Source organism: Cytobacillus oceanisediminis 2691, assembly GCF_000294775.2.
GTDB classification, from domain to species: Bacteria; Bacillota; Bacilli; order Bacillales; family Cytobacillaceae; genus Cytobacillus; species Cytobacillus pseudoceanisediminis.
The window spans coordinates 2,904,363-2,929,694 of the sequence record NZ_CP015506.1; the positions used below are offsets into that span (position 1 = coordinate 2,904,363).

The 25,332-nt window shown below is 42.0% G+C and carries 22 protein-coding genes and 1 pseudogene; 1 reads left to right on the forward strand and 22 read right to left on the reverse strand.

Going from position 1 to position 25,332, the window contains the following annotated elements; all coding sequences use genetic code 11:
• Positions 1 to 8: 8 nt before the first annotated feature.
• From A361_RS14700 to A361_RS14790, 19 genes are all read right to left on the reverse strand, one after another.
• On the reverse strand, positions 9 to 1,088 hold the full coding sequence (locus tag A361_RS14700) for an NAD(P)/FAD-dependent oxidoreductase (RefSeq protein ID WP_019383442.1): 1,080 nt from the start codon (positions 1,086 to 1,088) through the stop codon (positions 9 to 11).
• Positions 1,078 to 1,401: a (2Fe-2S)-binding protein gene (locus tag A361_RS14705; RefSeq protein ID WP_019383441.1), complete on the reverse strand. Its 324-nt coding sequence runs from the start codon at positions 1,399 to 1,401 to the stop codon at positions 1,078 to 1,080. Before A361_RS14705 ends, A361_RS14700 begins: the two co-directional genes overlap by 11 nt.
• Before the next feature lie 15 nt (positions 1,402 to 1,416).
• Entirely contained in the window at positions 1,417 to 1,893 is a 477-nt protein-coding gene (locus tag A361_RS30880) for an ABC transporter permease (RefSeq protein WP_236887888.1), read from the reverse strand.
• A gap of 6 nt (positions 1,894 to 1,899) precedes the next feature.
• Complete coding sequence (locus A361_RS30885) at positions 1,900 to 2,217, reverse strand: ABC transporter permease (protein WP_019383439.1); 318 nt, start codon at positions 2,215 to 2,217, stop codon at positions 1,900 to 1,902.
• Positions 2,214 to 3,131, reverse strand: a complete 918-nt coding sequence (locus A361_RS14715) for an ABC transporter permease (protein WP_009334213.1) — start codon at positions 3,129 to 3,131, stop codon at positions 2,214 to 2,216. Before A361_RS14715 ends, A361_RS30885 begins: the two co-directional genes overlap by 4 nt.
• Positions 3,132 to 3,136: 5 nt before the next feature.
• Positions 3,137 to 4,213, reverse strand: a complete 1,077-nt coding sequence (locus A361_RS14720; RefSeq protein WP_019383438.1) for an ABC transporter ATP-binding protein — start codon at positions 4,211 to 4,213, stop codon at positions 3,137 to 3,139.
• Positions 4,214 to 4,229: 16 nt separating this feature from the next.
• A complete protein-coding gene (locus tag A361_RS14725) occupies positions 4,230 to 5,315 on the reverse strand; it encodes an ABC transporter substrate-binding protein (RefSeq protein WP_009334211.1) in 1,086 nt (361 codons plus the stop codon).
• A 201-nt stretch (positions 5,316 to 5,516) separates the two neighbouring features.
• Positions 5,517 to 6,233 (reverse strand): GntR family transcriptional regulator, encoded by a 717-nt coding sequence (locus tag A361_RS14730; protein ID WP_009334210.1) that lies wholly within the window; start codon positions 6,231 to 6,233, stop codon positions 5,517 to 5,519.
• A gap of 451 nt (positions 6,234 to 6,684) precedes the next feature.
• A complete protein-coding gene (locus A361_RS30245; protein ID WP_019383437.1) occupies positions 6,685 to 6,864 on the reverse strand; it encodes a hypothetical protein in 180 nt (59 codons plus the stop codon).
• A 340-nt stretch (positions 6,865 to 7,204) separates the two neighbouring features.
• On the reverse strand, positions 7,205 to 8,338 hold the full coding sequence (locus tag A361_RS14740; protein ID WP_009334209.1) for a mannitol-1-phosphate 5-dehydrogenase: 1,134 nt from the start codon (positions 8,336 to 8,338) through the stop codon (positions 7,205 to 7,207).
• Positions 8,339 to 8,350: 12 nt separating this feature from the next.
• A complete protein-coding gene (locus tag A361_RS14745) occupies positions 8,351 to 10,441 on the reverse strand; it encodes a BglG family transcription antiterminator (RefSeq protein ID WP_019383436.1) in 2,091 nt (696 codons plus the stop codon).
• Positions 10,442 to 10,529: 88 nt separating this feature from the next.
• The gene (locus A361_RS14750) at positions 10,530 to 12,443 is read right to left on the reverse strand and encodes a PTS mannitol transporter subunit IICBA (RefSeq protein WP_019383435.1); all 1,914 of its coding nucleotides are present in this window, start codon (positions 12,441 to 12,443) and stop codon (positions 10,530 to 10,532) included.
• A 310-nt stretch (positions 12,444 to 12,753) separates the two neighbouring features.
• Positions 12,754 to 13,896, reverse strand: a complete 1,143-nt coding sequence (locus A361_RS14755) for a Ger(x)C family spore germination protein (RefSeq protein ID WP_019383434.1) — start codon at positions 13,894 to 13,896, stop codon at positions 12,754 to 12,756.
• Complete coding sequence (locus tag A361_RS14760; protein ID WP_019383433.1) at positions 13,896 to 15,356, reverse strand: spore germination protein; 1,461 nt, start codon at positions 15,354 to 15,356, stop codon at positions 13,896 to 13,898. Before A361_RS14760 ends, A361_RS14755 begins: the two co-directional genes overlap by 1 nt.
• Complete coding sequence (locus A361_RS14765; protein WP_009334204.1) at positions 15,316 to 16,449, reverse strand: endospore germination permease; 1,134 nt, start codon at positions 16,447 to 16,449, stop codon at positions 15,316 to 15,318. The genes A361_RS14760 and A361_RS14765 overlap by 41 nt, the downstream gene beginning before the upstream one ends.
• A gap of 137 nt (positions 16,450 to 16,586) precedes the next feature.
• Positions 16,587 to 17,495, reverse strand: coding sequence for a cupin domain-containing protein (locus tag A361_RS14770; RefSeq protein WP_019383432.1), 909 nt, complete (start codon positions 17,493 to 17,495; stop codon positions 16,587 to 16,589).
• A 151-nt stretch (positions 17,496 to 17,646) separates the two neighbouring features.
• Positions 17,647 to 18,980, reverse strand: a protein-coding gene (locus A361_RS29420) for an IS3 family transposase (protein ID WP_099049174.1) whose coding sequence is annotated in 2 segments (ribosomal slippage) — positions 17,647 to 18,608 and positions 18,608 to 18,980 — 1,335 coding nt in all. Because the reading frame shifts where the segments join, the coding sequence is not laid out codon by codon here.
• 126 nt (positions 18,981 to 19,106) lie between these two features.
• A complete protein-coding gene (locus A361_RS14785; protein ID WP_257781406.1) occupies positions 19,107 to 19,763 on the reverse strand; it encodes a DsbA family oxidoreductase in 657 nt (218 codons plus the stop codon).
• 1,320 nt (positions 19,764 to 21,083) lie between these two features.
• Positions 21,084 to 22,091, reverse strand: coding sequence for a DUF3231 family protein (locus A361_RS14790; protein ID WP_009334199.1), 1,008 nt, complete (start codon positions 22,089 to 22,091; stop codon positions 21,084 to 21,086).
• Between the two features lie 81 nt (positions 22,092 to 22,172).
• On the opposite strand from A361_RS14790, the gene A361_RS14795 reads away from it, so the two are divergent.
• The gene (locus tag A361_RS14795; RefSeq protein WP_019383430.1) at positions 22,173 to 22,775 is read left to right on the forward strand and encodes a hypothetical protein; all 603 of its coding nucleotides are present in this window, start codon (positions 22,173 to 22,175) and stop codon (positions 22,773 to 22,775) included.
• A 1-nt stretch (position 22,776) separates the two neighbouring features.
• Here the strand turns inward: A361_RS14795 and A361_RS14800 are convergent, their stop codons facing one another.
• The 3 genes and pseudogenes from A361_RS14800 to A361_RS14810 form a co-directional block, all read right to left on the reverse strand.
• Entirely contained in the window at positions 22,777 to 23,892 is a 1,116-nt protein-coding gene (locus A361_RS14800) for a cysteine desulfurase family protein (protein ID WP_019383429.1), read from the reverse strand.
• Between the two features lie 254 nt (positions 23,893 to 24,146).
• Positions 24,147 to 24,841, reverse strand: a pseudogene (locus tag A361_RS14805) (Type 1 glutamine amidotransferase-like domain-containing protein).
• Positions 24,842 to 24,883: 42 nt separating this feature from the next.
• Entirely contained in the window at positions 24,884 to 25,264 is a 381-nt protein-coding gene (locus A361_RS14810; RefSeq protein WP_009334195.1) for a VOC family protein, read from the reverse strand.
• Between the last annotated feature and the right edge of the window lie 68 nt (positions 25,265 to 25,332).

The following is a 25,332-nucleotide window of genomic DNA, read 5'->3' on the forward strand; positions in this document are numbered from 1 at the left end:
TTTCCTATCTAGGAGATAAATTGATCTTTCAGTACCGGGCTTGTAAAGTTCTCGAGATGTTTAACTCTTCCGCTGTACACTTCTTTGTACTCCAATAATCCGAGTTCTTTCCAAAGTGCCTCTCTCATCTCATTTGCCTCTGCCGGGCTGATTGTTTGCAGTTCTTCACTTACACTGATGCCGGCAATCATTCCTGTTAAAAGCAACGCACCCTGAGTGCTAATGCCAGCCGCATTCCCAGCTATGAATACATCCTCCCTGTCGGTTTGGAATGTATTACTATATTGCGGGACCCAGCCGCCCAGCTCCTCTTGAAAGCCAAAGGAACACCCCAGCTGGTAAAAAACATCCAGTATGGGCATCCTGCCTCCATCCATGCAAATGAGGTCCACATTCAGGGTAATGACTTCGTCTGGCATCTCAATATCAATCTGTTCCACCTGCCCATTTCCTCTTGCTTCTTTTATAAAACTATTAAAATAAAAAGGAATTCCATTCCGTAACAGTTCACTTACTTTTTCCTGCTCTTTTGCTGAAGCTTCACTTTGTTTTTCTATGATCGCTTTCACCCGAGTGCCGACAGCCATTAGCTGCATTGCCGTTTCCATGGCAAAATCACTTGAGCCCACAATAACAGCTTCTCTCCCAGGCAACACAAAATCACGATTGATCAATATCTGTGCAGCACCGATTGTCATAATCCCCGGCATTGTCCATTTTGGAAATGCCACAGCCTTTTCAGCCGCTCCGGAAGCCACAATAATCTTTTTTGCTTTTATAGGGAATACATTTTCTTCATCGGTAATTCCGGCACTTCCATCTGCGTAAAATCCAACCACACGGTGTTTCAGGAGCGGCCTCACATTAAAATCCTTAATCTGCTCGATTAGTTTATTTGCCAATTCAAAGCCACGCATGGGTTCATATACAGAAGGAAGCGGACGCATCTCTTGAGTCTGCTGGTTAAGCTGCCCGCCGAGTTTGGAAGCTTCGTCAACTATTGTTACATCCAGTCCCCTTGATGCCGTCTCAATTGCTGCTGATAGACCTGCAGGACCGCCTCCAATGATCAGTACATCAGTCTTCATCAAACTCCCTCCTTACCTCGGGGTCATCCATATTCGGGTATATTCGCATGCCTTCTTCAACTTCTGTCATGCAGCTCCGTACATGATCCTCACCATCAATCGTCATATAGCAGCTGCAGCATCTCCCGCGCGAGCAGAATAATCCTCTGGATTGGACCAGCTTTCTGCTGACACCCAATTTTTTAATTCCATTTGCCATTAAGGCGGCAGCGACCGATTGCTGCGTATAGGCCTGATATGGCTGATCATTGAAATAAATGGTTACAGGCTTGAGAAGCTGCCTGCTTAGAACGGGATGTTTCTCAATGTGCATAAAGACCTCTCCTATCTAATTTTTCGAGGAAAACACTTTCCCTACACCAAGCACTCTTTCAATTACAAGCATTAATACAACAGTGAATAGAATCATAATGCTTGATACGGATGTAATAATCGGATCATATTGATATTGCATGTATGTGTAGATCCGCACTGGCAGTGTCACAACGTCGGTGCTGACAATGAATAAAGCAACTGTTAAATCATCAAATGAAGTAATAAAGGCAAAAATGGCGCCTGCTATCACGCCTGATTTAATGATTGGCAGTGTGATTTGAAAGAAGACTTTCATCGGTCCTGCACCAAGGTTCAGGGCCGCTTGTTCGATAGAACGGTCAAAGCCTACAAGGCTTGCAACAACCAGGCGCATCACAAATGGAACCGTTAAGATGATGTGACCCAAAATCAATGCAAGCGGGCTCGCAGCTAAGCCAATCCATGAGTAAAACTGCAAGAGAGCCACACCAAACACAACAGATGGAATCAAGAGAGGCTAACCCACTAATTGAACAATCGCTGTCTTCCCTTTAAATTGGCGCCGGACGACCGCAAGTGAAGCCAAAGTGCCAATGGCGGTGGAAATAATGGCGGTTCCGAACGCCACAATAATGCTCAGTGTAAAGGACTGCATAAATTCCGGATGTTCAATTAATTCTGTGTACCATCTGAGGGTCAGGCCTTCTGGAGGGAATACAATGTATTCGGTAGTTGTTAAGGAAGAAAGCAATACAACCAAGATTGGCGCCAGAAGGAAAATATACACCAGTAAACAAGCAAAGTTAAAGAAATACTTGGGCAGCTTCCTGCTCATTGTATGGCCACTCCTTTCTCAGACCTGGCAAGGATTTTGCTGTATGCGATGATGGTAATGGTGGCAATCAGGATTAGCAGGAAGCCAATTGCGCCTCCATACGGCCAGTTCAGCATGACAGCTACCTGTTCATACGTTAAATAGGACATAACCTTCACCTGCGGGCCGCCAAGAATAGCCGGTGTAACAAATGAGCTGACACTTAAGCTGAACACCATAACAGAACCGGCGAAAACGCCTGGCAAGGTTAACGGCAGCAAAATGGAAAAGAAAGTTCTGAAGGAGCTGGCCCCAAGATTCTGCGAGGCTCTGATGACAGAAGGGTCTATTTTTTCAAGAGATCCCATGATGCTCAGCACCATGTACGGGAAAAGAACATGCACCATCCCGATGACCACACTCAGTTCGGTATATAAGAGGGTTAAAGGCTGATCAATCCAGCCCAGCTTTAATAGAGTATTATTAACAACACCATTGTTGGATAAAAGAATCACCCAGCCGTAGCAGCGTATAACCATGCTGATCAGAAGCGGGGAAAGCACAAGAAGGGTTAAATAATTCCTGGTTCTTCCTTTTGCTCTGGAAATCTGAAAAGCTACGGGATAAGAAATGATGATGGTAATCAAAGTCGTTAAAAGAGCAATTTTCACAGTGCGCCAGACCACTCCAAGGTAAAAAGGATCTGACATGAACTTGATGTAGTTCTGAAGTGTCCACTCATTTCCCACTCCGGTGCTTGCATCAAAATTTTTAAAGCTTGTAATAAATAAGAAAAACAATGGCAGCAAAAAGAAGAAAATGAAGATCCCCAGCGTCGGAAGTAAAAGCAGCCACGTATCAAGCCGTTTTTTATTCAAATTCTTTTTCTTTTGCTGAAGCAATAAGTCATGTTCCGTTCCGATTCCGGCTTGCATGTGAGTCACCTCGCCATTCTGGAAGGCAGCAGGTCTTCAGGGTTCCAATACGTGTAGACACTGTTTCCTTCTTTAATTTCGGTGGGATTTAAAACAGTATTGGAAATATCTGCAATCAGATGCCGGTCATGTACCTTCAGAATGTACCGTGTCTTGGCTCCGAGGAACATTTTCCTTTCCACCTTGGTTTGAAAAGCCTCATTTCTATCATTTGATTGTGCTAAGGCGATTTGGATTTTTTCCGGCCGTATGAAAAAGTGAACTTCGGAATTCTTTACAGATGGAACTGAAACGATCTGTTCATTCCCAAAAAAGTGCATTTTGCATTTCTTATTTTCATAGGTTTCCAGGACTTTCCCCTGAATGTGGTTGACTTCCCCTATGAACTGAGACACGAAATCAGTCTTTGGATGGTTATATATAGATGCCGGATCATCTACCTGTTCAATCCGGCCCTCATACATGACCGCGATTCGGTCCGATATGGCCAATGCTTCCTCCTGGTCATGTGTGACAAATATCGTTGTAATCCCCACCTGCTTTTGGATATCCACTATTTCTTCACGCATTTCCTGGCGCAGCTTTGCATCAAGATTGCTGAGTGGTTCATCAAGGAGTAGCACCTTCGGTTTAATGACCAGGGCCCTTGCCAATGAAACACGCTGCTGCTGTCCCCCGGATAATTCCTTTGGATAGCGTTTTTCATAGCCAGCCAGACGTACCATTTCCAATGCTTCCAGAACCCTTTTGTTTATTTCATTTTTTGGCACTTTACGCAGCTTAAGTCCATAGGCGACATTATCAAAAACCGTCATGTGCGGAAACAAAGCATAATTTTGGAACACCATGCCCATTTCTCTTTTATTGGGAGGAAGCAGGTGAACGGGTTTGCCGTCCACCTCAATCTTCCCGCCATCCACCTCCAGAAATCCGGCGATCATATTCAGTGTTGTCGTTTTTCCGCAGCCCGAAGGTCCCAAAAAGGAGACCAGTTCCCCTTTTTGGATGCCAAGGCTGAGCTTTTTAACCACTTCTGTTTTATTAAATGTCTTGACCACGTTTTCCAGGCTTAAGTAACTCATTCGTTTCCCCTCTCTTTTAATGGGCTACTTCGATTTCTTTATTGGCCCGTTCTGTCCACTCTGCTCGTTTTGCATTTACAGCTTCCCAGTCGACTTTGATCAATTTGGCAATCTCCTCTTCCCCATAAGCCACTTTATCGACAATGTCACCTTCAAGCTTTACATTCTTATTAACAGGGCCGTCAAACAAGGAGTTCGCAAATAGAAGCTGAGCTTCTTCATCCAGAACAAAATTGACAAATTCCTGTGCAAGATCCCCGTTTGGAGCATCCTTCACCACACTGACGGTTGCCATCAACGCTGGAGCCCCTTCTTCCGGAATGACATACTCAATCGGGAATCCGCTATCCTGAAGGGTAAATACCCGGCTGCTTCCCCATGCACTTGCGACTGTCTGCCCTTGAAGGAAGTAATTTGAAACGTCAGCTGTTTTATCAAAAGTGATCGCGTTTTTGGCAATTTCCTTCATCTTTTCAAAGCCTGGTTCAATGTTTTCTTCATCTCCGCCATTGGCAATCGCCGTCATGAGCAGGAAATGAACCCCATACGTATTGGCAATGGAAGGGAGTACGAGTTTTCCTTTAAACTTCGGGTCGGCCAAATCATTCCAGGAAGTCGGCGGTTCCCAGCCATTCTGTTCGAAGACATCCTTGTTATAAGCCAAGCCGGTTGAGATGATTCCGAATCCAACGCCGACATTATCCTTGTCTTTTGCAATATCATAGACATTTGCCAGATTCGTAACAACACTCTCATCCAATGGCGCCAGCAATCCAAACGCCTTTGCCTGAGCTTGAGGACCATCATCAAGGAAAGCTACATCAATCTGAGGATTATCCTTTTGAGCCTGAAGCTTAGATAAGGTATCAACAGAGCTTCCCGTAATATATTTCACCTTTACGCCATGCTCTTTCTCAAACTTTGGGATCAAGTCCTCCTTCATTTTTTGCTCATAGCTTCCTCCATAAGCCGCTAATACAAGTGTCTTTTCATCACTTTTTCCTGATCCTTCATCTGCAGAGCTTCCAGTTTGGCCGCTGCATCCTGCAGCCGTGACAAGCAATAAACAAAGCAATACAATTAAATAAGCTTTCTTTTTCAACTCATTTCCCCCTCGTTTATTTTTGCTTTTGTGAACTTAAGGAGCTGTTCTAAGATGAAGACTTGATAAAAGCGATACCCCCTTTTAAATTTGGATCAATCTATTTAAAGAGATTGATTTATATATAAAATATAAAGATATAATATTATAACTTTATATCTTTTATATTTATAAAATGTCCTTTTGTATTTCAGCATTTTTTTACAATTGAACCTCTGTATAATAAACCTCTTTATCACTGCGGATATAGAATTTGGAGAACTCAATGATGTCTTCTTGCTTTGTGTATGTAGTACGCTCCCACTCAAATACTGGGGTCCCCGGTTCCACATGAAGCAGCTTAGCCTGATGATCAGGAAGAATATATGGCCGGATAAATACCCTGGCTCGTTTTAGTGCTATATGGAATCTATTTTTTAAGATGTTAAAAATTAAGTCGTTATTGATCATTTCAGGTGTAAGCCCCTGACATTTATCCGCCGGAAGATAGGTATATTCCAATGCAAGAGGATCATTGTTTTCCACTTTTAATCTCTCAATTTTGATCACCTCATCCTCAGGATCAATCCTTAACTTCTGGGCAATTTCAGAACCCGCTGTTTCATATTTAAAGCTGAGCATTTCATGTGGATGTTCCTGTTCCGCACCGGAAAGCGAAATGATGGAATTAAGGTCCTGCTCTTTTGCAGATCCGGATACAAAGGTTCCCTTGCCTCGCTGTCTGAAGAGATAACCTTTATTCACAAGCTCAATCACAGCTCTTTTAACAGTAATGGTGCTGACATCGAATCGATCGGACAGCTCCTGCTCAGTCGGCAGCTGGCTCCCCACCTCCCATTGGCCTGAAATGATCTTCTCTTCCAGAATCTGCTCTACTTGTCTATAAAGAGGTATATGTAGACTCTTATCTATCTGCATTTATGTATCTCCCTTGAAAGAATATAATGTTATAACTTTATATTATTTTATAATTTATCTGTTTTTTAGATAGTTGTCAATATTTTTTGAAAATTAAATGTTTAGAACGAGTATTTAATTTAAACAGCATTGTTCAGTTCAATCTTACTGGAATCTGATTAATCCAGTTTTAAAAATTTCCTTGTTTCGACGCTCTTCCTTATGATTAACGCCCCTTCTGATGGCTGGCTCCGGGGTTTCGGCTTTATTCCGTTGGATTAGCTCCCATTTTGATGGCTTGCTATGGGAATTCGTCGTTATTCCTTTTGGTTAACTCCCATTTTGTTGGCTGCCTCTGGGATTTCGCCTTTATTCCGTTTGATTAACTCCCATTTTGTGGCTGGCTTCGAGTTTTCGTCTTTATTCCCTTTGATTAACTCCCATTTTGTTGGCTTGCTCCGGGATTTCGGCTTTATTCCCTTTGATTAACTCCCATTTTGATGGTTGGTTCTGGGATTTCGGCTTTATTCCCTTTGGTTAACTCCCATTTCGACGGCTGGTTCTGGGATTTCGGCTTTATTATAGAAGATGACTTCTCCTTTGCCACCTGATGAATACGGAATTTATGGGCTTTATGAATTTTGGGCTTCATAAGCTCTCTATGGCGACCATTTCCTCGGCACCTCATCCGTTTTGGGCTTCATGAGCACTACATGACGACCATTTTCTTATCACTCCACCTATTTTGGGCTTCATGAGCACTACATGGCTACCATTTCCTCGGCACCTCATCCGTCTTGGGCTTCATAAGCCCTCCATGAAACCTATTTTCCTGACTGTCCACCAACTTTGCCCGTCATGCACAACCAAAACTGGCTACCTTTACCCCAGTAAAATCTTAGTAAAATTCATTGCCGCACCCCACCGGACCAACGAAGAACTCCAAAAAAATAAGGCTGCCGAATCATTTCAGCAGCCTCTAATCCAATTTATTATTTCAATGCTTCATACTGTTTCAGTACTTCTATAGCAAGCTCGCTTGATTCTTCAAGTCCGCATACTTCTTTCAGCACGTTTGGCACTCCGTTTTCTTGAATCATCTCCTGTAGCTTTACTGCTTCCTCGTCTTCCCTGTTATCAAACATTAGTGCCGCAGCAATTGCTTTAGCCAGGTTTGTGTAAGATAAGCCTGCTTTTTGTGCCTGCAGGGCCGGACGAACCAGTCTGTCTTCAGGGCCAAGCTTCCTTATCGGCGAGCGTCCTACTCGTGTGACACCGTCATTCAGGTGGGCATTTTGGAACCGGCCGATAATTTTATCAATATACTTCTGATGGTCCTCCGGATTCAGATTATATCGATTAATCAAATAGGCACCTGTTTCTCGGAGTGTTGCCTGAACCTGCTTATAAATTTCTTCATCTGCAAGTGTCTGGTCGATGGTTTCTTTTCCGCCCAGGTATCCGAAATAAGCAATAACGGCATGTCCTGTGTTAACCGTGAACAGCTTTCTTTCGATAAATGGCGCAAGCTCCTGAACAATTTTCATTCCTTCGATATGCGGAATATCTTCAGTCACCTCCACCACCCATTCATGGTACGGTTCAACAAGAACATCCAGTGATCCCTGATTGTTCTGGATTGGGACAATTCGGTCTACGGCGGAGTTTAAGAAAGATACACCCGCCAGATTTACATCTCTGTCAAGATGCTCCATAATGTAGCCTTTTAATAGGTCAGTCGCAGAGATCTGGTTTTCACATGCAATGACATAAAGCTTTTCGTTAATTCCTGCAGCTGCTCTTGCAGCCAGGCCTTTTGCAATTAATGGGGCAATCCGCGGAAGGATATTAGGGCCAATCGCTGTTGTTAAGAAGTCAGCCTGCTTAATGGCCTCTATCACTTCTTTCTCCTGTTTCAGATTATTCAATCCTGAAACATTTTCAATTGTCATGGATTCCTGTTCATCTGAAGCCAGCAGCACTTGATAATGCTTTTCTTCGTTCAGCTGATTAATGATTTCGTCGGCAATATCAACAAAAGTTACATGGTAGCCTGACTGTGAAAATAGGGCTCCGATAAAACCTCTTCCTATGTTCCCTGCTCCAAAATGCACTGCTTGTTTCATCAAATCATTCCTTTACTGATTTATTTTAAAATGGGACTGCAGGTATTCTGTAAAAATCGATTCCAGCTTCTTGTAAATCATGTCTTCATTGGCTGAAGAAAAAATTAGAATCGCTTCCTCTGTCTCAATGATATTTGTGCTTATTAAGCTTAATATCTCCTGCTCTCTTCTGCTTAGCTCGAACGGTGCCAGCATGAGCAGAAGGTTTTTTAGAATAACATCTCTCCCGTCCATCCCCTTTACCATGCATGGCTCAGGGAGGTGGGCAATCTGAAAAATAAGTTTATGGACATTTTTACTGCGGGCATGAAAGAGTGCCATATTGGTTTCAGGTATGCCAAGCCCGCCTTTTTGTTCCCGCTCCCTTAATGATTGCAGGACATCCTCAGCATTCGTCAGCAAATTATCTCCTTCGGCATTCCCAAGCATTTTCTTAAGAATCTGCTCCTGGCTTTCTCCTCCATCCATCCGGTAAAAACGAAAGTTATGAACAAGAGACTCGATGCTCTCCTGGATATCTCTTACTTCCTCAAGCATTGCGGATAATGAAAGGTTTCTCTGTTCAGCCTGTTTAAACCCTTCCTCCGGCTGATATTCTTTTCCTTTTGTCAGGCTTTCAATATTGTTTTGCAAGTAGTTTTTTAAGGTAAGAATATTTTCATCGCTTAAGAGCGGATTCACCAATATGTACTCAGCATTTATAAAAGGAAGTCTGACTGTAGAAAGGATTAAATCATATTCTTTCAGATCAGCACCCTCTGAAATTTCTTTCATCGACTTGATTTCGATCACATCAATTTCAGCTGCTTCTTTTTTCAGCCTGCTCTTTAGCATCTTGGATGTTCCGATGCCTGTCGGACAAATGACAAGCGCCTTAATGGAAAGATTCTCTTCCTGCATGACCAGGGCTGAGCCAAAATGAAGGACGATGAACGCGATCTCGTCATCGGAAAATTGATCAATATCAGTAAATTCCTCTTCAAGACTTTTTTTAACAGCCATGAACAGAACCGGATATTTACGCATAATTTCTTCTTTAAGCGGGTTATAGGATTCCATATTCTGTTTCATGCGGAATATGGATGGCTCCATGTGGGCCAGCAGTCCCTGAAATAAGGAAAAATCCCTGGTCAAATCCACATGCAGCTGTTCCGAAACAGATTTAATCACGTTCTTGATCATTTGGGCGAGCAGAATGCTGTCATATGGAAAAGCCTCGGCTCCGCTTAATTTGGTCCCTTTAAGTATTCGTGCGAGGTATAGGATATCCCCTTCTGAAAAACTGCAGTCAAATTTTTGTTCCAGCTTGCTTGTTATCTGCTGCATCAAACCGTATTCAACAATAACTTCCTTTTCAGGAAGGGTATCATTCTGATCCACAAAAAGCTGTTTTAGGGTCCTCTGCAGAGAAATGCTTACATGCAGCACAACCTCCAGGTATCCGCTATCAGCAAACCGGGCAGGTGCACCAGAAAAAACAGTCTGAACAATGCTGTTCACTTGGAAAAAATTATCCGGTTCAAAGTAATGAAGAAACCTTTCTTCACCAAGCTTTCCTTTTTCCAGCAAAAATAGTTTCTCAATTAATTCTTCATGAAAATATTGAAGGAAAAAATGCGCAAGCGCTCTTCGTTTGTTGGCTTCTGATCCGTGAAGCTCTACACCGACTCCCCGTTTTCTCGTCAGCTGCACCTGGAATACAGATAGCCATTCAGCAAGTTCATCCAGATAGGCTGATAGGGTTGCCGTGCTGATGCCGAGGTAGCTTGCCAGAACCTGAGTCTTGTATAAGTCTTCTTCAAGAATGGCTATAAGAAGGCGCAGCTTCTTTTCCTGAGGAGGCTGGTCGATCGGTTCACTGCTGGTCAAATGCTGGATCAGCCGGAAAATCTGCTCATTTTTCCCTTCAATCGCAAGGCCCTGGTTTATATTGCGGGTTAACTTTAATTCGAACTCACTGACGATTTTCTCAACTGCCTTTAAATCCCTCTGAATCGTCCTCGCACTGACATTTAACGAAGAGGCAATCGACAATGCCGTGTGTTTACCCGATGTTTTTATAATCAATTCAATAATGGCTTTTTCCCTCGATGTAATATACATGAGATCAGCTCATTTCTAAAATTAGTGACAAAAACACTGAATAGAAAAGCGCAGAATGACGCTTTTCTATTCGGATATAGCTTTAGTTTTATTTTTTGCCGATAATATCCATAATGGTCTGGACAGATTCAGCCGCAGCCAATTTTTCGATATTATCCATGTCAGAACATGTTACCGCGATTCCTGACAGGATTTCAAGATGTGTGCCGTCTTTGCCTGCAATTCCGAAGATCAGACGGACCTTTTGGCCATCGAAATCAACACCATTTGGCACCTGGATAACTGTAAAGCCGGATTTGATCACAGCTTTTTTGGCTTCTTCGGTTCCATGCGGGATCGCTACATCATTTCCCATGTATGTGGAAGTGATATTATCACGTTCAATCATGGCTTCAATATAGCTTTCTTCCACATAGCCTGCATCGACAAGCACTCTTCCTGCAAAGCGGATCGCTTCTTCCTTATCAGCAAACTCCTTGTTCAGGAAAATATTTTCCGGACGCAATAAATCGTCATCATGAGCCATTTCTTCATCCACGATGTCAGGAACATTTTCTTCAGCATCTTCAACGATTTCGTGCAGTTCCGAGTTAGCCGGGAACTGAAGTGCGCTGATCAGCTTATCATACTCCGGACTTGACAGGAAGTTATCAACCGATACATGAAATGCATTCGGCACTTTCTGGCGTGCCCTTGGTGTCAGTTCTTCCTGTGTAATGACGATTTCAGCATCTGATGGGAGATTGGAAATCGCTGTATTCGTAACAGCAATGTCCATGCCCGCCTCCTTCACCTTTTTGCGGAGAAGTGATGCACCCATGGCACTTGAGCCCATTCCTGCATCACAGGCAAAATAGATTTTGGATACATTATCGGGCATTGCAGCCTGACCGCCTTCAAACACGTTGGATACAGAGCTTTTCTTGCCTTTCATTTCCTGCATCTTTTTCGCAGCTTCTTCAATATCTTCTTCACCCTGCTTGCCTGTTTTCATAATAAATGCAGACACGATGAATGAAACAGCAGCAGCCACAAGAACACCTGCGAAGTTTGCAATATACGCACTTGCATGATGAGGCGTCACAGCCGTGATGGCGATAATGCTGCCCGGTGAAGAAGGAGCGAATAATCCGCCGCCTAAAAGAACCAGTGTGAACACACCGCTCATTCCGCCCAGGATGACAGCAATAATGAGCATAGGACGCATTAAGATGTACGGGAAATAAATTTCATGAATCCCGCCGAAGAAGTGAATGATTCCGGCACCAGGAGCAGATTTCTTTGCATTGCCTTTTCCAAAGAACATATAAGCAAGCAGGACACCAATACCAGGTCCAGGGTTTGCTTCAAGCAGGAACAGGATGGATTGTCCTGTTTCTTTTACCTGTTCAACGCCGATTGGCGAAAGAACACCATGGTTGATGGCATTGTTCAAGAATAATACTTTTGCCGGTTCAATTAAGATGCTTGTCAGCGGCAGAAGTCCTGTGCCAATCAGCCAGTCAACTCCAGCTACAAGCCAGCCGGTAAATACATCAACAGCAGGACCCACTCCCAGGAATGCAAGGATGGCAACAATTGCACCAAGAATTCCTGCAGAGAAGTTGTTCACGAGCATTTCGAAGCCTGCACGCACCCTGCCTTCGATCATCTGGTCGAACTTCTTAATCACATAGCCGCCAAGAGGACCAATAACCATGGCGCCTAGGAACATAGGAATTTCCGCGCCTGCGATGACCCCCATAGTCGCGATGGCACCAACAACGGCACCGCGCTGATCATGTACAAGCTTCCCTCCGGTATAACCAATTAGAAGCGGAAGCAAGTACTTAACCATTGGATCGACCATTTTGGCAAGGCTTTCATTTGGGAAGAACCCAGTAGGTATAAATAAAGCTGTAATAAGACCCCATGCTATAAAAGCAGAGATATTCGGCATAACCATAGAGCTCAGAAAATTACCGAACTTCTGTACAGCTACTTTTAGATTAGATTGAGCCATGTACACTCATCCTTTCACAATATAGTACTTTATTATTAATGGTAAAGTACAAATGGGCTATACTCAACAAAGGAGAAACCTAACTTTGTCGCGCCATGGGTGACAAAACTGCGGTTTCTCATTTAGCAGCTGACTGTTCCTGATTCCAGCCCCTTCGCTTACTGGTCCACATCTATAGTCGTGCTGGCCATAACGGGTTTGCCGCTGATACTTCGACTAGTGCCATAAAAGTCCAGGATTATTTATCTTTTTTTAGAGTAAAATTTGCTAAAAAAGAAGAGGTATTCAGCGTCTTCCCAGAAGAAATTTTTCATTCATTAAACTTATAGCTGTTGAAATTTAAAATCTGAACATTCACCTGAATGTCAGTAAGAGAGTTTTCATCCAAATAAAAATTACCATGTTTTTTTAATTCCGCAAATTTCTCTGGACGCATACGAAACCATTTCTCACCGGCATTAAGATAGTCAATTTTTCTTTCTACCCCATCCAAATAAAGGGATCGCAGTTTTGTTTTTATTTTCTCTTCCACCAAGCTTCTCAATCGATCAGGAGAAATGTCCTCTACTCTTTCCAGTAAATCAGCACGTATGGATAAAACAATGGAGAATTTCGGGGAAGGGGCATTTTCCTCATACTTAAATTTCAGCTCCGGACTTTCCAGCTTTACGGCTGCAGCCAATTTACCATCTTCTTCGACTCTTTCATCTAAAGCTATATAATTTTCCATTATCCAGTTAAGAAATAAAGAATCCTCAAATGCAAGTTCCTTTATATATTTCTTGTTTTGAAAAACGGTATAACCATCAAAATATAATACCGGGTAATCCTTTTCTGCTTTCCAGCCTGATTTATTAATTTTAACGGAGGGCAGTTTCGCTGCATTCATCGGTTCATAATATTCCCGCAGAAACTTCATTAAAGGTACGGGCCGAATTTCATTTTGTGCAACCTCGTAAAAATCCTTTTTAAATAAAACAGTATATATAGCTGGATAATTAAACAGAGCATTAATATTAAAAACCTCTTCAATGGATTCGTCTGTTGTCACGATATGAAGTGTAGGACGAATAGAACGATTCCTCCCAACCTCCTCCACCACCTCCTTAAATTTGTGCTGAACGATCCGTTTGGAGATGACTAGAGTCTTTACATGGCCAAAGAATAAGGGAGGTTCGGATAATTTGTACAGCTTCCTTACAGCTAAATTTAACGTTTCCCCTTTCGCTGAAGCCACAAATATAGGGACTGGCTCAGCTGTCTTTCCGCCTTCCTGCTTAGCGACATTTAAAAAATTCAGCCCTTGGAGATAGACTGTATATTCATCTTTTTCTTCATCATAATCCATCCCGATTGATACAATATAGGTTAAATCCTGTATATTTTTGATGCCGGCACAACCTGAAAGCAAAATACAGGATGCGGCAATCATCAGTATTACGTTCCTTGCCATTATTTATCCCCCCTCGTTGGATCTTCAGGGCTAGTTGCCGAGGCACGGGATTTATAAAATTGCACAGGCAGCATCAGAAATGCCTTTACACTTTCCCTCCAGCTTATTGGGGCTATGGATGAAAGATAAGGAACGCCAAACGAAGATAGTGTCGATAAATATAAAACAGTGAGAATATAGCATACGATAACACCGAACAAGCCTAAAAAAGTACTCACGATGATAACGATAAATCTAACAATGGTAATGGCGGAACTAAGGGACTGATTCACTAGGGTAAAAGACGAAATATACGTAATGGCCGAAACAACGAGCATGGTTGGAGAGGTTAATCCGGCCCTTATGGCGGCATCACCGACAATTAAACCGCCCAATACTGCCACTGTCTGTCCAATGGCTCTAGGCAGCCTGATTCCAGCTTCATTAAAAAGCTCAAACAAAAGAAGTATGATAAACATTTCAATCGGCGCACTCAAAGGCAGGCCAAATCGGGACACGGAGATAGTGGCAACCATCAGGTAAGGAATCTGTTCAATATTAAAGGCGGAAAATGCAATCCATACCCCTGGAAGGAAACCGGATACCGTTATCCCAATCATCCTGATGATTCTTTCCAGACTTACAAACGCATAATTGATGTAATGGTCTTCAGGTGATTTAGTCTGCAGCAATAAACTGACCGGGGCAAAGGTAACGGTGGGGTTTCCTTCCACCAGAATGGCAAACCGGCCCTGATTCAGTGCCTGAACGATAAAATCCGGACGGCCTGTATAATCAAGACTGGGGAATATCGAAAAAGGGCGGTCCCTTATTAAGGAGTCGAGTTCATGGATACTGGTCAAGATATCGAGCTCAACCTTCCCCATTCGTTTGTGGATTTCCTGCAGAACACGCTGATCAATAATATCTTCTATATACATGAGTGCCACTTTCGTTTTGCTCCGTTTTCCAATGGTATATTTTTCAACACATAAAGTGCTGGTATTGAGCCTTCTGCGTATTAAAGATATGTTTGTTTGCAGATCTTCAACAAACCCATCCTTTGGGCCTCTAATGGAAGTCTCAAGTGCAGACTCTTCAGGCTGCCGTTTTGGAAGGTTTGCTGCTTTTATACTCAACAAGTGCTGATCAGCCAGGAACAGGAAATTCCCCTCAAAAAGCAATAAAGACAAGTCATCAATTGATTTTTCCGTTACCAGGTCAGCTTGGAATAAAGTCCTGAGCTTATCTTTTGCAGTTCCGTCCTTTTCAGCAGCAAGCTTTGGCAAGATATATTGATCCAAATATTTGGTATCGGCCAAAGTATCGAAATAGAAAATTTCCAACTCATCTTTTTCAGCAGCATGGACATTGCTTACAAAATCCCCGCTTTTGGAAAACTGCTGTTTTAACTTCTCTGCTTTTATGCAGCCATTCTCTTTATGTTGAGGATTGGACTTTGGAATTCTTGTTCTTGCCATGGTTTTCATCCCTTTTCTTCAAAACTAATATAATCAAAGCTGACAAAAGGATATACAACAGAAAAAACACCATGCTGACCGGCAGATAATACTTATAGATAACCTGATAAAAGGTATAAGTTTCAATCTTTATACTCATTAGCCCAAACAAGATGAGGTATAAAGAAAAGACCAACTTCGGATTTAATCGATAATGTTTCTTTTTAGCTGGAAAAAATGCGCCTGCTAAATACATAAATAATCCGATTCTGATCAATGCCCCGCTTAGCCACTGATATAAAGCGAGAAAGTCCAGATGAGAGATATACTCTCCAATGCTTAATACCCTCCATTGTTCATGGGCAGGGTAAAGAAATTTAGTCGCTTCTTCAGGTCCAAATTCCATGATCGAGGCTGTGAGCGGCCCTAAAATTAATCCTGCCAGAAGCGTCAAAAGAATAACAAGATGCTTAAACTTAAAGGCTTGTTGTGAATACGGCTGCAGTAATATGATGATATAAACCTCAAACAATCCCGAAAGAGTATAGAGAATACCATACATGAGCGGCTCTGCTCCGTCTGCAAGCAGCGGGAACAATAGGCCGGGGTCCTTCAATCTAGTATTTGTAACGGAAATGAATACGCCGTAAAGCATAACAAGCGGAAGCAGTATGCCGCTTGATATAGCCATATATTTCACACCGGAAAGTGTCATAATCATGCATACCAGTATTAAAATTATATTAATCATAAGGACAGAAGCATCTGCCAGAAAATACGCATTCAGCCAAATCATTAAATCCCTGAATGTTATATAGGAGCCCGTAATTAAAAAAAGAATCACAGGAACCGATAAGAGCACGGAAAATGTCCGTCCGAGACGCTTTCTCACCATGAAAAAGAAACCTTCATCAGATGAGTTTTTTAGTATGTAGTAAATAAGCCATATGAAAAACAGTGAAATCGGATAGGCTGCAATAACACTCAGCCAGCTATCTCTTCCGGCAGCTGTCAATAAATTAGGAATCAATATTACATGGTTTAGCAAGCCTGTTGACAGGATGATTAATAAATATAGTTGTTTGGGTATTAGAACCTTTACTAAATTCTTCATAAAATTCTCCAGCTTTAGATTTATTAAATATACTTACCAGACAAGAGTAATTTATGTAATGAGATTCTAATCCAAATTAAAGAGGGATGAAACGAAAGCGAATGTGCCCTGACCGCTTTTGTTTTATCCCTTTTCTTTTAATTTCCTTGCTGATGCTCTTCCTCAGCAGCCATGGCATCTGCTTTCGTCTGATGCACCGTCCCAAACGGATGCTGCGGCGGGGAATAGATAGAGTATAGCTTAAGAGGTTTGCTGCCTGTATTGATGACGTTATGGTATTTTCCTGCAGGGATGATGATGGCAAAATCGTCTGCTACTTTACGCTGGAAATCTAATTGATCCTTGCTATCTCCCATCTGGACGATTCCCTCCCCCTCTTCAATTCTTAAGAATTGATCAAGTTCAGGATGAATTTCCAGTCCGATATCCTCTCCTGCATTTATGCTCATCAATGTCAGCTGCAAATGCTCTCCTGTCCAAATCGCCGTCCGGAAAGTGTTATTTTGTTTTGTCGCTTCTTCAATATCAACGACAAATGGCTGAGGGCCATAATCGGTAATCCGGTCATTTAGTGTAACAAGGCGTGCTGCATTTTCCTGTTCCCCTGTCATAGCCCAAATGAACACATTTTGAACCTGAGGAAGCTGAGAAAGTGCGGAACCGCGCTGATTCTCCTGGAAGCCCTCCATTTCCAATTGATAAGCCCTCTGCAGGCCATCCCGATAATGATCAATGGATACTTCGCCAATTTGATACTCCGGCTGTGTTCCTGTTAAATTGTAATAAAGATTGCAAAAATGGGTTAAATGGACTTTCTTTCCTTCAATAGCCTGAATAATATTTTGTTTATGCTCTTCATTAGGGGCTTGTTCTGCAAGCTGCGTGTATAGCTCAAGTACCGAAGCTTCCCTTTTGACCCCTTCAAGGACCGTTTCACAAAGCTGCTGAAAATGATCCTGATTGCTTCTTAACATGTTGTCAGTATGGAATACAGGTGCATTTACTAAAGGGTAATATGGATAGGAATACGCATTAGGATGATACAATACATGTCATTCCCTTCACAGATTTATCAACACATCATATGCCCATAAAAAAAGAAGGTACGTTGATTTTTCAAGTTGGGCGGCTAATTAAAAAGAACCAGCCTTTTCCTTATTGAACTGTGCCCCGATTTACGGACAGTTTAAAAAGCGCCTATGCGGCTAGTAAATGGCCCCGGTTTTGCTCCGGGGTCATTTTATTTAAGCCCCATTGATAACGATGCTGGTTATATTCCTCAATCACTCGATCCACTTCTATTCTAACATCTCCTAAATTATCTAATGATTTATACTCTGCTAAATCCTTAAAGTGCCCAAAGAAACTTTCCATTGGTGCGTTATCCCAACAGTTTCCCTTTCGGGACATCGATTGTATTAAGCCAAGTTCTTTTACTTTGCTTTGGAATTGGGGATGGGTATAGTGGAAACCTTGGTCAGAGTGCAGTATGGCTTCTGGATGAAAATGATCGCCAACAGCTTGTTTTAACTTTTTAAGCGTCTTATATACAATATCCATTTCTAACGAAGTGGATAGATGATAAGCGACAATTTCTTTGGTAGCTCCATCTTTTACGCAGGATAAGTATGCTTTTTGTCCCTTTCCGAAATAGAGATAAGTAATGTCAGTAAGCAGGACTTTTCCTGGTTCTTCTTGATTAAATTCTCGGTTAAGGAGGTTGGGACAAGATCGATGCTCATGGGTTGCCTTAGCCATTTTACGATAAGGATTGGCTTTCCTTACTTTTGTTACAAGATTATATTTTGCCATCAGACGCCTAATCTTTTTGTGGTTCATTACCGATGAATAATCATTCTCCATAATCATTTTGATCTGGAGGACACCTACTTTTTCTTTTTTACTTATGAATATTTCTCGAATTAACTCTATATCCAATTGATCCTTCTCGTCACGTTGTGCCCGTAATTGTGCTGCCTTCAGCCAATCATAGTAGCCACTTCGACTTACGCCTGCCAGTTCACACAGGTAGGAAACAGATTTTTTCAACTGATATGTTCTGATGGTTTTCTCAATTAAAGAAAACTTCTCAGCTGCCGTTAGAATCGTTTCTTCATCAACGCCTGCCTTTCTAGTTCTTCCAGCTTTTTTAAGAAGTCATTCTCTGCCTCAAGGAATTTAATCCTTGCCTCAGCCTTCCTTAGTTTCTCCTCAATGGAAAGTTGTTTAGAAGAAGGACGTCCAGTGCTCCCTTTACCTCGACGTTCCGTAAGGAAACCTTCCTCCCCGAACCTTTCGAATGTTTCTCTCCAACGCTTAAGACAACGTTTTGGCTGTTCCTTGCCAATCATCTCGAGATCAAAGCCTTGTTCAATAAAGATTTGCGATGGTGTTTTCCCACTTTTGTACTCCGCCACTGCTTTTATCTTAAATTCAGAACTATAGGAGATTGACCTCTCAGAAGCCCTCAAAACATTAGGATTCTTTTCAAGCTCTTTCATTTGGAATTCATTATAGATATTCTTACTCATAAAAAATCCTCCGCCTTATTCATTAAAACTATTGAAACACAAAAAACCCCAGAAAGGGGCACTTTTTTATCAGTGTCCACTATCTAGGGTATAGTTCATATAAGGAGAGACTGGTTCTTTTTGATTTTATTGTTTTTTAGGAATTTCACAACCGTCATCATCACAGATCATACCGTCATGATCATTTAAAACAGTAATCTCATCCTCTGCAATAATCTTCTGCAGAGCCTGAACAAACATCTCAGTTGGCTGTGCTCCGTTAAGTGCATACTTTTTATTAATAAGGAAGAATGGAACCCCGGTGATGCGGTATTGCTGTGCCAGCTGCTCATCTGCACGGACTTCTTTTGCAAACTCATTGCCAGCAAGCATTTTTTCAGCTTCCTCTCGGTTCAGGCCAACTTCTTCGGCTAATTCTGCTAAAGCAGCATGATCCCCTATATGAATGGAATCTGTAAAATAAGCCCGGAGCAGCCTGTCAGTCATTTCTTTCATTAGTCCTTTCGCTTTCGCAAACATCGTCAGACGGTGAGCATCAAACGTGTTAGTGAGAACGACGGTATCAATGTTGAATTCAAGCCCGGCATTTCTCGCCATCTGCACCATGTTTTGCGTGTTGGCTTTCGCCTGTTCAATCGTCATCCCATATTTCTTGGATAACTTTTCGTACATATTATCCTTTATATCCCGTTCAGCAGTCGGGTCCAGTTCAAAGCAGCGATAAGTCACTTCAATTGGATGATTAATCTGTTTAATGGCATCCTCCAGATGCCTTTTGCCAATATAGCAAAACGGTCAAGCGAAGTCAGTCCACATTTCAATATGCATATTGTATTCCTCCAATACTGTATATTCCTCTTTAGTATAGTAGGTGCCATTTTATTTTACACGGAAAAAGCTTAAGGGGACGATTTGGGATTGACACCGGTATTAAGTTGTACATTGTCATTTTGCCCGTTATTGATTCTGAATAACTTCCAGAACGCCCTTTTCGTCGTTATTCATTACGATTAAATACCATTTCTTTTGGAGCACAGCTTTTTTCGTCGTTATTCATTACGATTAACTACCATTCCTTATGGAGCACAGCCTTTTTCGTCGTTATTCATACGATTAACTACCATTTCTTTTGGAGCACTGCCCTTTTCGTCGTTGTTCATTACGATTAACTACCATTTCTTACGGCGCTCAACTCTTTTCGTCGTTATTTATTACGATTAACTACCATTCCTTATGGGGCACAGCCTTTTTCGTCGTTGTTCATTACGATTAACTACCATTTCTTACGGCGCTCAACTCTTTTCGTCGTTATTCATTACGATTAACTACCATTCCTTATGGAGCACAGCCTTTTTCGTCGTTATTCATACGATTAACTACCATTTCTTTTGGAGCACTGCCCTTTTCGTCGTTGTTCATTACGATTAACTACCATTTCTTACGGCGCTCAACTCTTTTCGTCGTTGTTCATTACGATTAACTACCATTTCTTACGGCGTTCAACTCTTTTCGTCGTTATTCATTACGATTAACTACCATTCCTTATGGGGCACAGCCTTTTTCGTCGTTGTTCATTACGATTTACTACCGTTCCTTATGGGGCATAGCCTTTTTCGTCGTTATTCATTACGATTAACTACCATTTCTTTTGGAGCACTGCCCTTTTCGTCGTTATTCATTACGATTAACTACCATCCCTTATGGGGCACAGCCTTTTTCGTCGTTATTCATTACGATTAACTACCATTTCTTTTGGAGCACTGCCCTTTTCGTCGTTATTCACCTTCCACTCATGAGATCGCCAGCCCATCCCCAGGCGTAATCAGCAGCGATTTCTCATTTTGGATGATCCGTACGTCTGCGTAGAATTTCTTCATTAATTCCGTATGTCTCTTCGGGTCAGTTTAGGTTCTCAATACCTTTGCGTTCATCACCATAAGCGCAACTAGTTCTGCCAGCGTAATTGTTTTTGTCTCCATCGAAAAAACATTCAAATTGCTAGTTCTCGCTGTTCTCCACCCTTTTCTAATTCTTCATGCAAGTGGAATACAATAAATCAAAAAAGGCTGGAAAAGAATACGCTCCTCCCCCAGCCTTCAGCGATTATCTATTTGCCAGTTCATCATGGTCTGCCGGATGCGGCGGCTCCTCGAACCAGCCGTTTTTTATCAGGATGTTTGCACCATCTTCAGCAAAATTAGCGATTTCACCAGACAAGCGAATGTAATTAATCGAAATATCTTTTCGTGCACTTGCAGCTGCACTTGTGGCATAAATCCCTGCACTAAGAGCAATGAGGGATGTCGTCATAAACATCATTAGCTTATCTGAAAAGGGCGGGACAGTGGAATCCGTTACTTCCATATCCCAAGACATACTAACAGGCAAATAACTTTCTTCGAGCATCCCGGCAAATACTTTTGTATGTTTGGCAGCTATGTCCCTGCCCCTTACCATGAATTGGCCAACTTCCTTCGATTGGGCGACCTGGCTAAATCCCACCATAATCGTTTTTCCCATGGCATTCCTTTTCAAATTCATATAGATATTTGTAATTTCAATAACGTTCGGCGGCCTTTTATCTCCAAACATACCACCCATGAATTTTTTGCTTTCAACAAAGCTGGTTTCTTTCACTGGAATGACAAGAGGGGATCTCATATACAAGCCTCTGTTCAGCAGCATTTTTTTTAGCTTTGTTTCATATTCATTAATTTCCATCAAACAATTGTTAAAGTATTCCTGAATATCAGACCGGACGGATAGTGTTTTGGACAGCGCATAAAAATTAACAGCAAACATGGCAATATTGTAGAAGAAATGCAGGGAAAAATTTTCCGAAAACAGCTGTGGAGCATCTTCTCTTACATCCTCTTCAGCTTTAAATCCATGTGGCACGGATAACCCTTCGTTTTCAAAAAAACCGGTCAGTTTCTGTAAATGTGTTTCAGTCAATTGAATACTATCCTGAAGCATGGACTGTAGTTCCTGATCTTCAATCGCATTTAAAAAGTATGTGAAAATACAATTACACATGCTGCTGTTCAAATAAGCCGACCATAATTGCGCTATTTCAGCTGCAGTTAATTCCGTGTTTTGTTTATCACTCATTGGCTGCACGTCCCTCTTTTTTATTTTATTATTTCCAAAGTGCTGAAATAAAAATGAATTTTTTATAAAATAGGGATCATCATGCTGGATCTTTTCATCATTCATAACGGACCAAATGATGGGGCATCCTATGAATGGGAGGTGTATCTTTTGATCGTTTATCACGGTTCCATAAGGAAATTTGACCACTTTCATAAAGAGCAGACTATGCAAAAAGCAATGAAAGAGATCGATACGCTTGGCATATGGCTTTCATCAGACTTTGAATCTGCGAAGTCCTTTGCCATTGGAACAGAAACGGTTATCGAAAAATCGGACACTGAGTTCTGGGAAGATGGTTTGCCGAAAGTGATTGAATATGACAAACAGGTGCTGGGATTTGTTTATAAAGTGTATATAGATGAACCAATATTAAAGGACTTCGATTCCTTTGAACATTTTATGGATGAACGGGACCCCTTTTGTGACTATGCAAGCGCAAAAAAAAGACACCTTACCTGGAAAGATAAGGCGATCTTACTGAATAAAGATGAAGCCAATTCAGAATTTCGCAAAAGTCTTGCGAAGCAAGGCTACGATGGAATTGCCGTACCAAAAATGGCCATTGAAGCCGGTGATGCGGATATGTATTGCATTTTTTCGGATGATCTTCTGCAGATTGCCGATGTCTTTTCAGTGGAATAATTTAGAATGTTTCTTTCAGCCAGGAAATCACCTGATCAAGTTCCTCCTTTGCCGTATATCTTCCAAGGCTGAATCTGACAGCACCCATTCCAACATATTCAGGAACCTTCATTTCCCTCAAAACAGGGGACAATTCCACTATGCCTGAATGGCAGGCTGACCCTGTAGAGGCAGCAAGCTGTGGAATGGCGGATAAAATGTCCTGTCCAACCCGATTGACAAAACTTACATTCAGGGTATTCGGCAGCCGTTTTTCTTCGTGGCCGTTAAGGACAACCTCATCACCAAATGCCTCCTGCAATTGAACCCAAAAATAATTCGTTAAGTCAGCGAGCTTCCGGTCCCAGGCCTGCTCCTGAGCCAACTCACAGGCTTTTCCGAGCCCGGCTGCAAGCATCGTGTTCTCTGTTCCTGCTCGCAATCCAAACTCGTGTCCGGCTCCATGAATCAGCGGCTCAAGCTCTAAGCCTTTTCTGATATATAAGGCGCCAATTCCTTTAGGGGCATACAATTTATGGCCCGCTATAGTGAGCATATCCACATTCAGGTGATTGACATCAATAGGTACCTTGCCTGCGGATTGAGATGCATCGGTATGAAAAGCGATCTTGTGTCTTCTGGCAATTTCCCCTATTTCATCGATCGGCTGAAGGGTCCCCACTTCATTGTTTGAATGCATGACGGTGATCAGGATTGTATCTTCCCGAATGGCATCTTCAATTGCCTCAGGAGAAACCATCCCATATGCATCTACATCCACCATGGTGATTTCAGCACCCAGGCGCTCCAGAAATTTCAGGGGCTCTACAATGGCAGGATGCTCGATTTTTGACGTAATGATGTGTTTGCCTTTATATTGATGCTTGAAATAATAACCCTTTAATGCCAAATTATTCGCTTCACTTCCGCCGCTTGTAAAAATAACCTCTTCCGGCAAACATGACAACAAGCCAGCTACCTGTTTCCTGGCAATCACCAGCTTCTCTTTTACCGGATGCCCAGCCCAATGATGGGCGGAAGGATTCCCGTAATAGCCCGTCAGAAGCGGATTCATAACATCTAAAACCTCCGGTGCCAAAGGTGTGCTTGCATTGTAATCGAGATAGACTTTGTTCATTCCCTCTCCCCCTTTCCTTAAGAATATCAAAATCATAAAATAGAGGAAATAGAGCTGTTTCAGACATGGGAAAAGGGATGCCGGCGAACCCCTAAATACACTTAACAAAAACTTTACAGGCCAATTATATTCTATTAATAAAGGACACGTAGAATAAAACTATGCTTACCAATCGAAAGGAGCTGGCGGAATGCTTGAGAAACTGTTCAGATTAGTGGTCCTGACGATTTTTTGTACGCTGTTCCCGTAAGTTGTTATCCTAAAAATTCAGCTTCAAGCACTTCTTCTTTTACCTCTCCATCAAAATATACTCTATACGCCCTTGCATCAGGTCTTGAACTGACAATCCTCAGAATATCCTGGTCTATTTAGTGAATGGCGGCTCCATCATCTGCTGCGATACCAGCTTTGATTTTGTTTTCAGACATTAATCGATGATAGGAAGGCCTTCTATTTAATTCACCATCATAATGAGGACAATTGCTGCCTTTTAAAATCCTAAACATTTTAAGGGATCCAGCTTTTCATCGCCAAAGGAATCTGTAACGCCTTCTTCAAACCAGCATAAAGAGCCGGCGCTTATGCCAGCCAGAATAATCCCTTGATTCCATGCTTTTTTAAGCAAAGCATCTAATCCCCATTCCTTCCACAAAGCAACGAGATTTTTCGTGCAGCCTCCGCCAACATAAATAATATCTTTTTCCATTATAAATCCTTCTATATCTCTGGCTGGCGGTTTAAATAAAGATAAATGGGATGGCTGACAGGGCATTTTTTCAAAAAAATGATAGAATCTGTTTGTATATTGGTCGGAATCACCGCTTGCAGTAGGGACAAAACAGATACTGGGAACTGGTTTGCCAGATTGTTTAAGTATATACGCATCTAATAATGGATTGTCGGGCTCCATAGAAAACCCTCCGCCTCCGAGAGCAATAATTTGTTTCATCTTTCTACACCTCTTAATTTATCAGCGCTTTCAACCCCTTTATCACTTTTTCTCCATCACAGCAAAGTAATTTTCTTCTCCATCCGCAAAGTTAAAAACCCGGCCGGCAGGCATGTCTACCATTTCTCCAACGGTAATATTCTTGTTTGAAAAGTCACTATACAGTTGTTCAATATTTTCCGTGAAGAACATCAGTGAAGGGGTGCCCAGGTTTAATCCCGGAGACATCTTCTCTACCCACTCCTTATTGTGGAGAATGATGCTCGTTTCCGCCTCCTTTGATGGCGCCACTTCAATCCATCTCATTCCCTGGCCATTATCTTCTTCGGCTATTACCTGAAACCCGGCTTTTTCAGTCCAAAAATTCACTGCATCATCCTGATTGTTTACGTATAGCATTATTTGTCCGACTTGTTTAATCATGTTCTCATCCTCCTATCGTTATTTCATATTATACAATTCTGAAAATTAAATCAATTAAAAAAAGAGCT

What these genes read in the sequence shown, in the direction of transcription:
- A361_RS14765 (WP_009334204.1), bottom strand. Translation starts at nt 16,449, where the DNA reads ATGAAGAATTTAGTAAAGGTTCTAATACCCAAACAACTATATTTATTA.
- A361_RS14760 (WP_019383433.1), bottom strand. Translation starts at nt 15,356, where the DNA reads ATGGCAAGAACAAGAATTCCAAAGTCCAATCCTCAACATAAAGAGAAT.
- A361_RS14700 (WP_019383442.1), bottom strand. Translation starts at nt 1,088, where the DNA reads ATGAAGACTGATGTACTGATCATTGGAGGCGGTCCTGCAGGTCTATCA.
- A361_RS14715 (WP_009334213.1), bottom strand. Translation starts at nt 3,131, where the DNA reads ATGCAAGCCGGAATCGGAACGGAACATGACTTATTGCTTCAGCAAAAG.
- A361_RS30885 (WP_019383439.1), bottom strand. Translation starts at nt 2,217, where the DNA reads ATGAGCAGGAAGCTGCCCAAGTATTTCTTTAACTTTGCTTGTTTACTG.
- A361_RS14720 (WP_019383438.1), bottom strand. Translation starts at nt 4,213, where the DNA reads ATGAGTTACTTAAGCCTGGAAAACGTGGTCAAGACATTTAATAAAACA.
- A361_RS14750 (WP_019383435.1), bottom strand. Translation starts at nt 12,443, where the DNA reads ATGGCTCAATCTAATCTAAAAGTAGCTGTACAGAAGTTCGGTAATTTT.
- A361_RS30245 (WP_019383437.1), bottom strand. Translation starts at nt 6,864, where the DNA reads ATGAAGCCCAAAATTCATAAAGCCCATAAATTCCGTATTCATCAGGTG.
- A361_RS14740 (WP_009334209.1), bottom strand. Translation starts at nt 8,338, where the DNA reads ATGAAACAAGCAGTGCATTTTGGAGCAGGGAACATAGGAAGAGGTTTT.
- A361_RS14790 (WP_009334199.1), bottom strand. Translation starts at nt 22,091, where the DNA reads ATGAGTGATAAACAAAACACGGAATTAACTGCAGCTGAAATAGCGCAA.
- A361_RS14755 (WP_019383434.1), bottom strand. Translation starts at nt 13,896, where the DNA reads ATGGCAAGGAACGTAATACTGATGATTGCCGCATCCTGTATTTTGCTT.
- A361_RS14730 (WP_009334210.1), bottom strand. Translation starts at nt 6,233, where the DNA reads ATGCAGATAGATAAGAGTCTACATATACCTCTTTATAGACAAGTAGAG.
- A361_RS14800 (WP_019383429.1), bottom strand. Translation starts at nt 23,892, where the DNA reads ATGAACAAAGTCTATCTCGATTACAATGCAAGCACACCTTTGGCACCG.
- A361_RS14810 (WP_009334195.1), bottom strand. Translation starts at nt 25,264, where the DNA reads ATGATTAAACAAGTCGGACAAATAATGCTATACGTAAACAATCAGGAT.
- A361_RS14795 (WP_019383430.1), top strand. Translation starts at nt 22,173, where the DNA reads ATGCTGGATCTTTTCATCATTCATAACGGACCAAATGATGGGGCATCC.
- A361_RS14745 (WP_019383436.1), bottom strand. Translation starts at nt 10,441, where the DNA reads ATGTATATTACATCGAGGGAAAAAGCCATTATTGAATTGATTATAAAA.
- A361_RS14705 (WP_019383441.1), bottom strand. Translation starts at nt 1,401, where the DNA reads ATGCACATTGAGAAACATCCCGTTCTAAGCAGGCAGCTTCTCAAGCCT.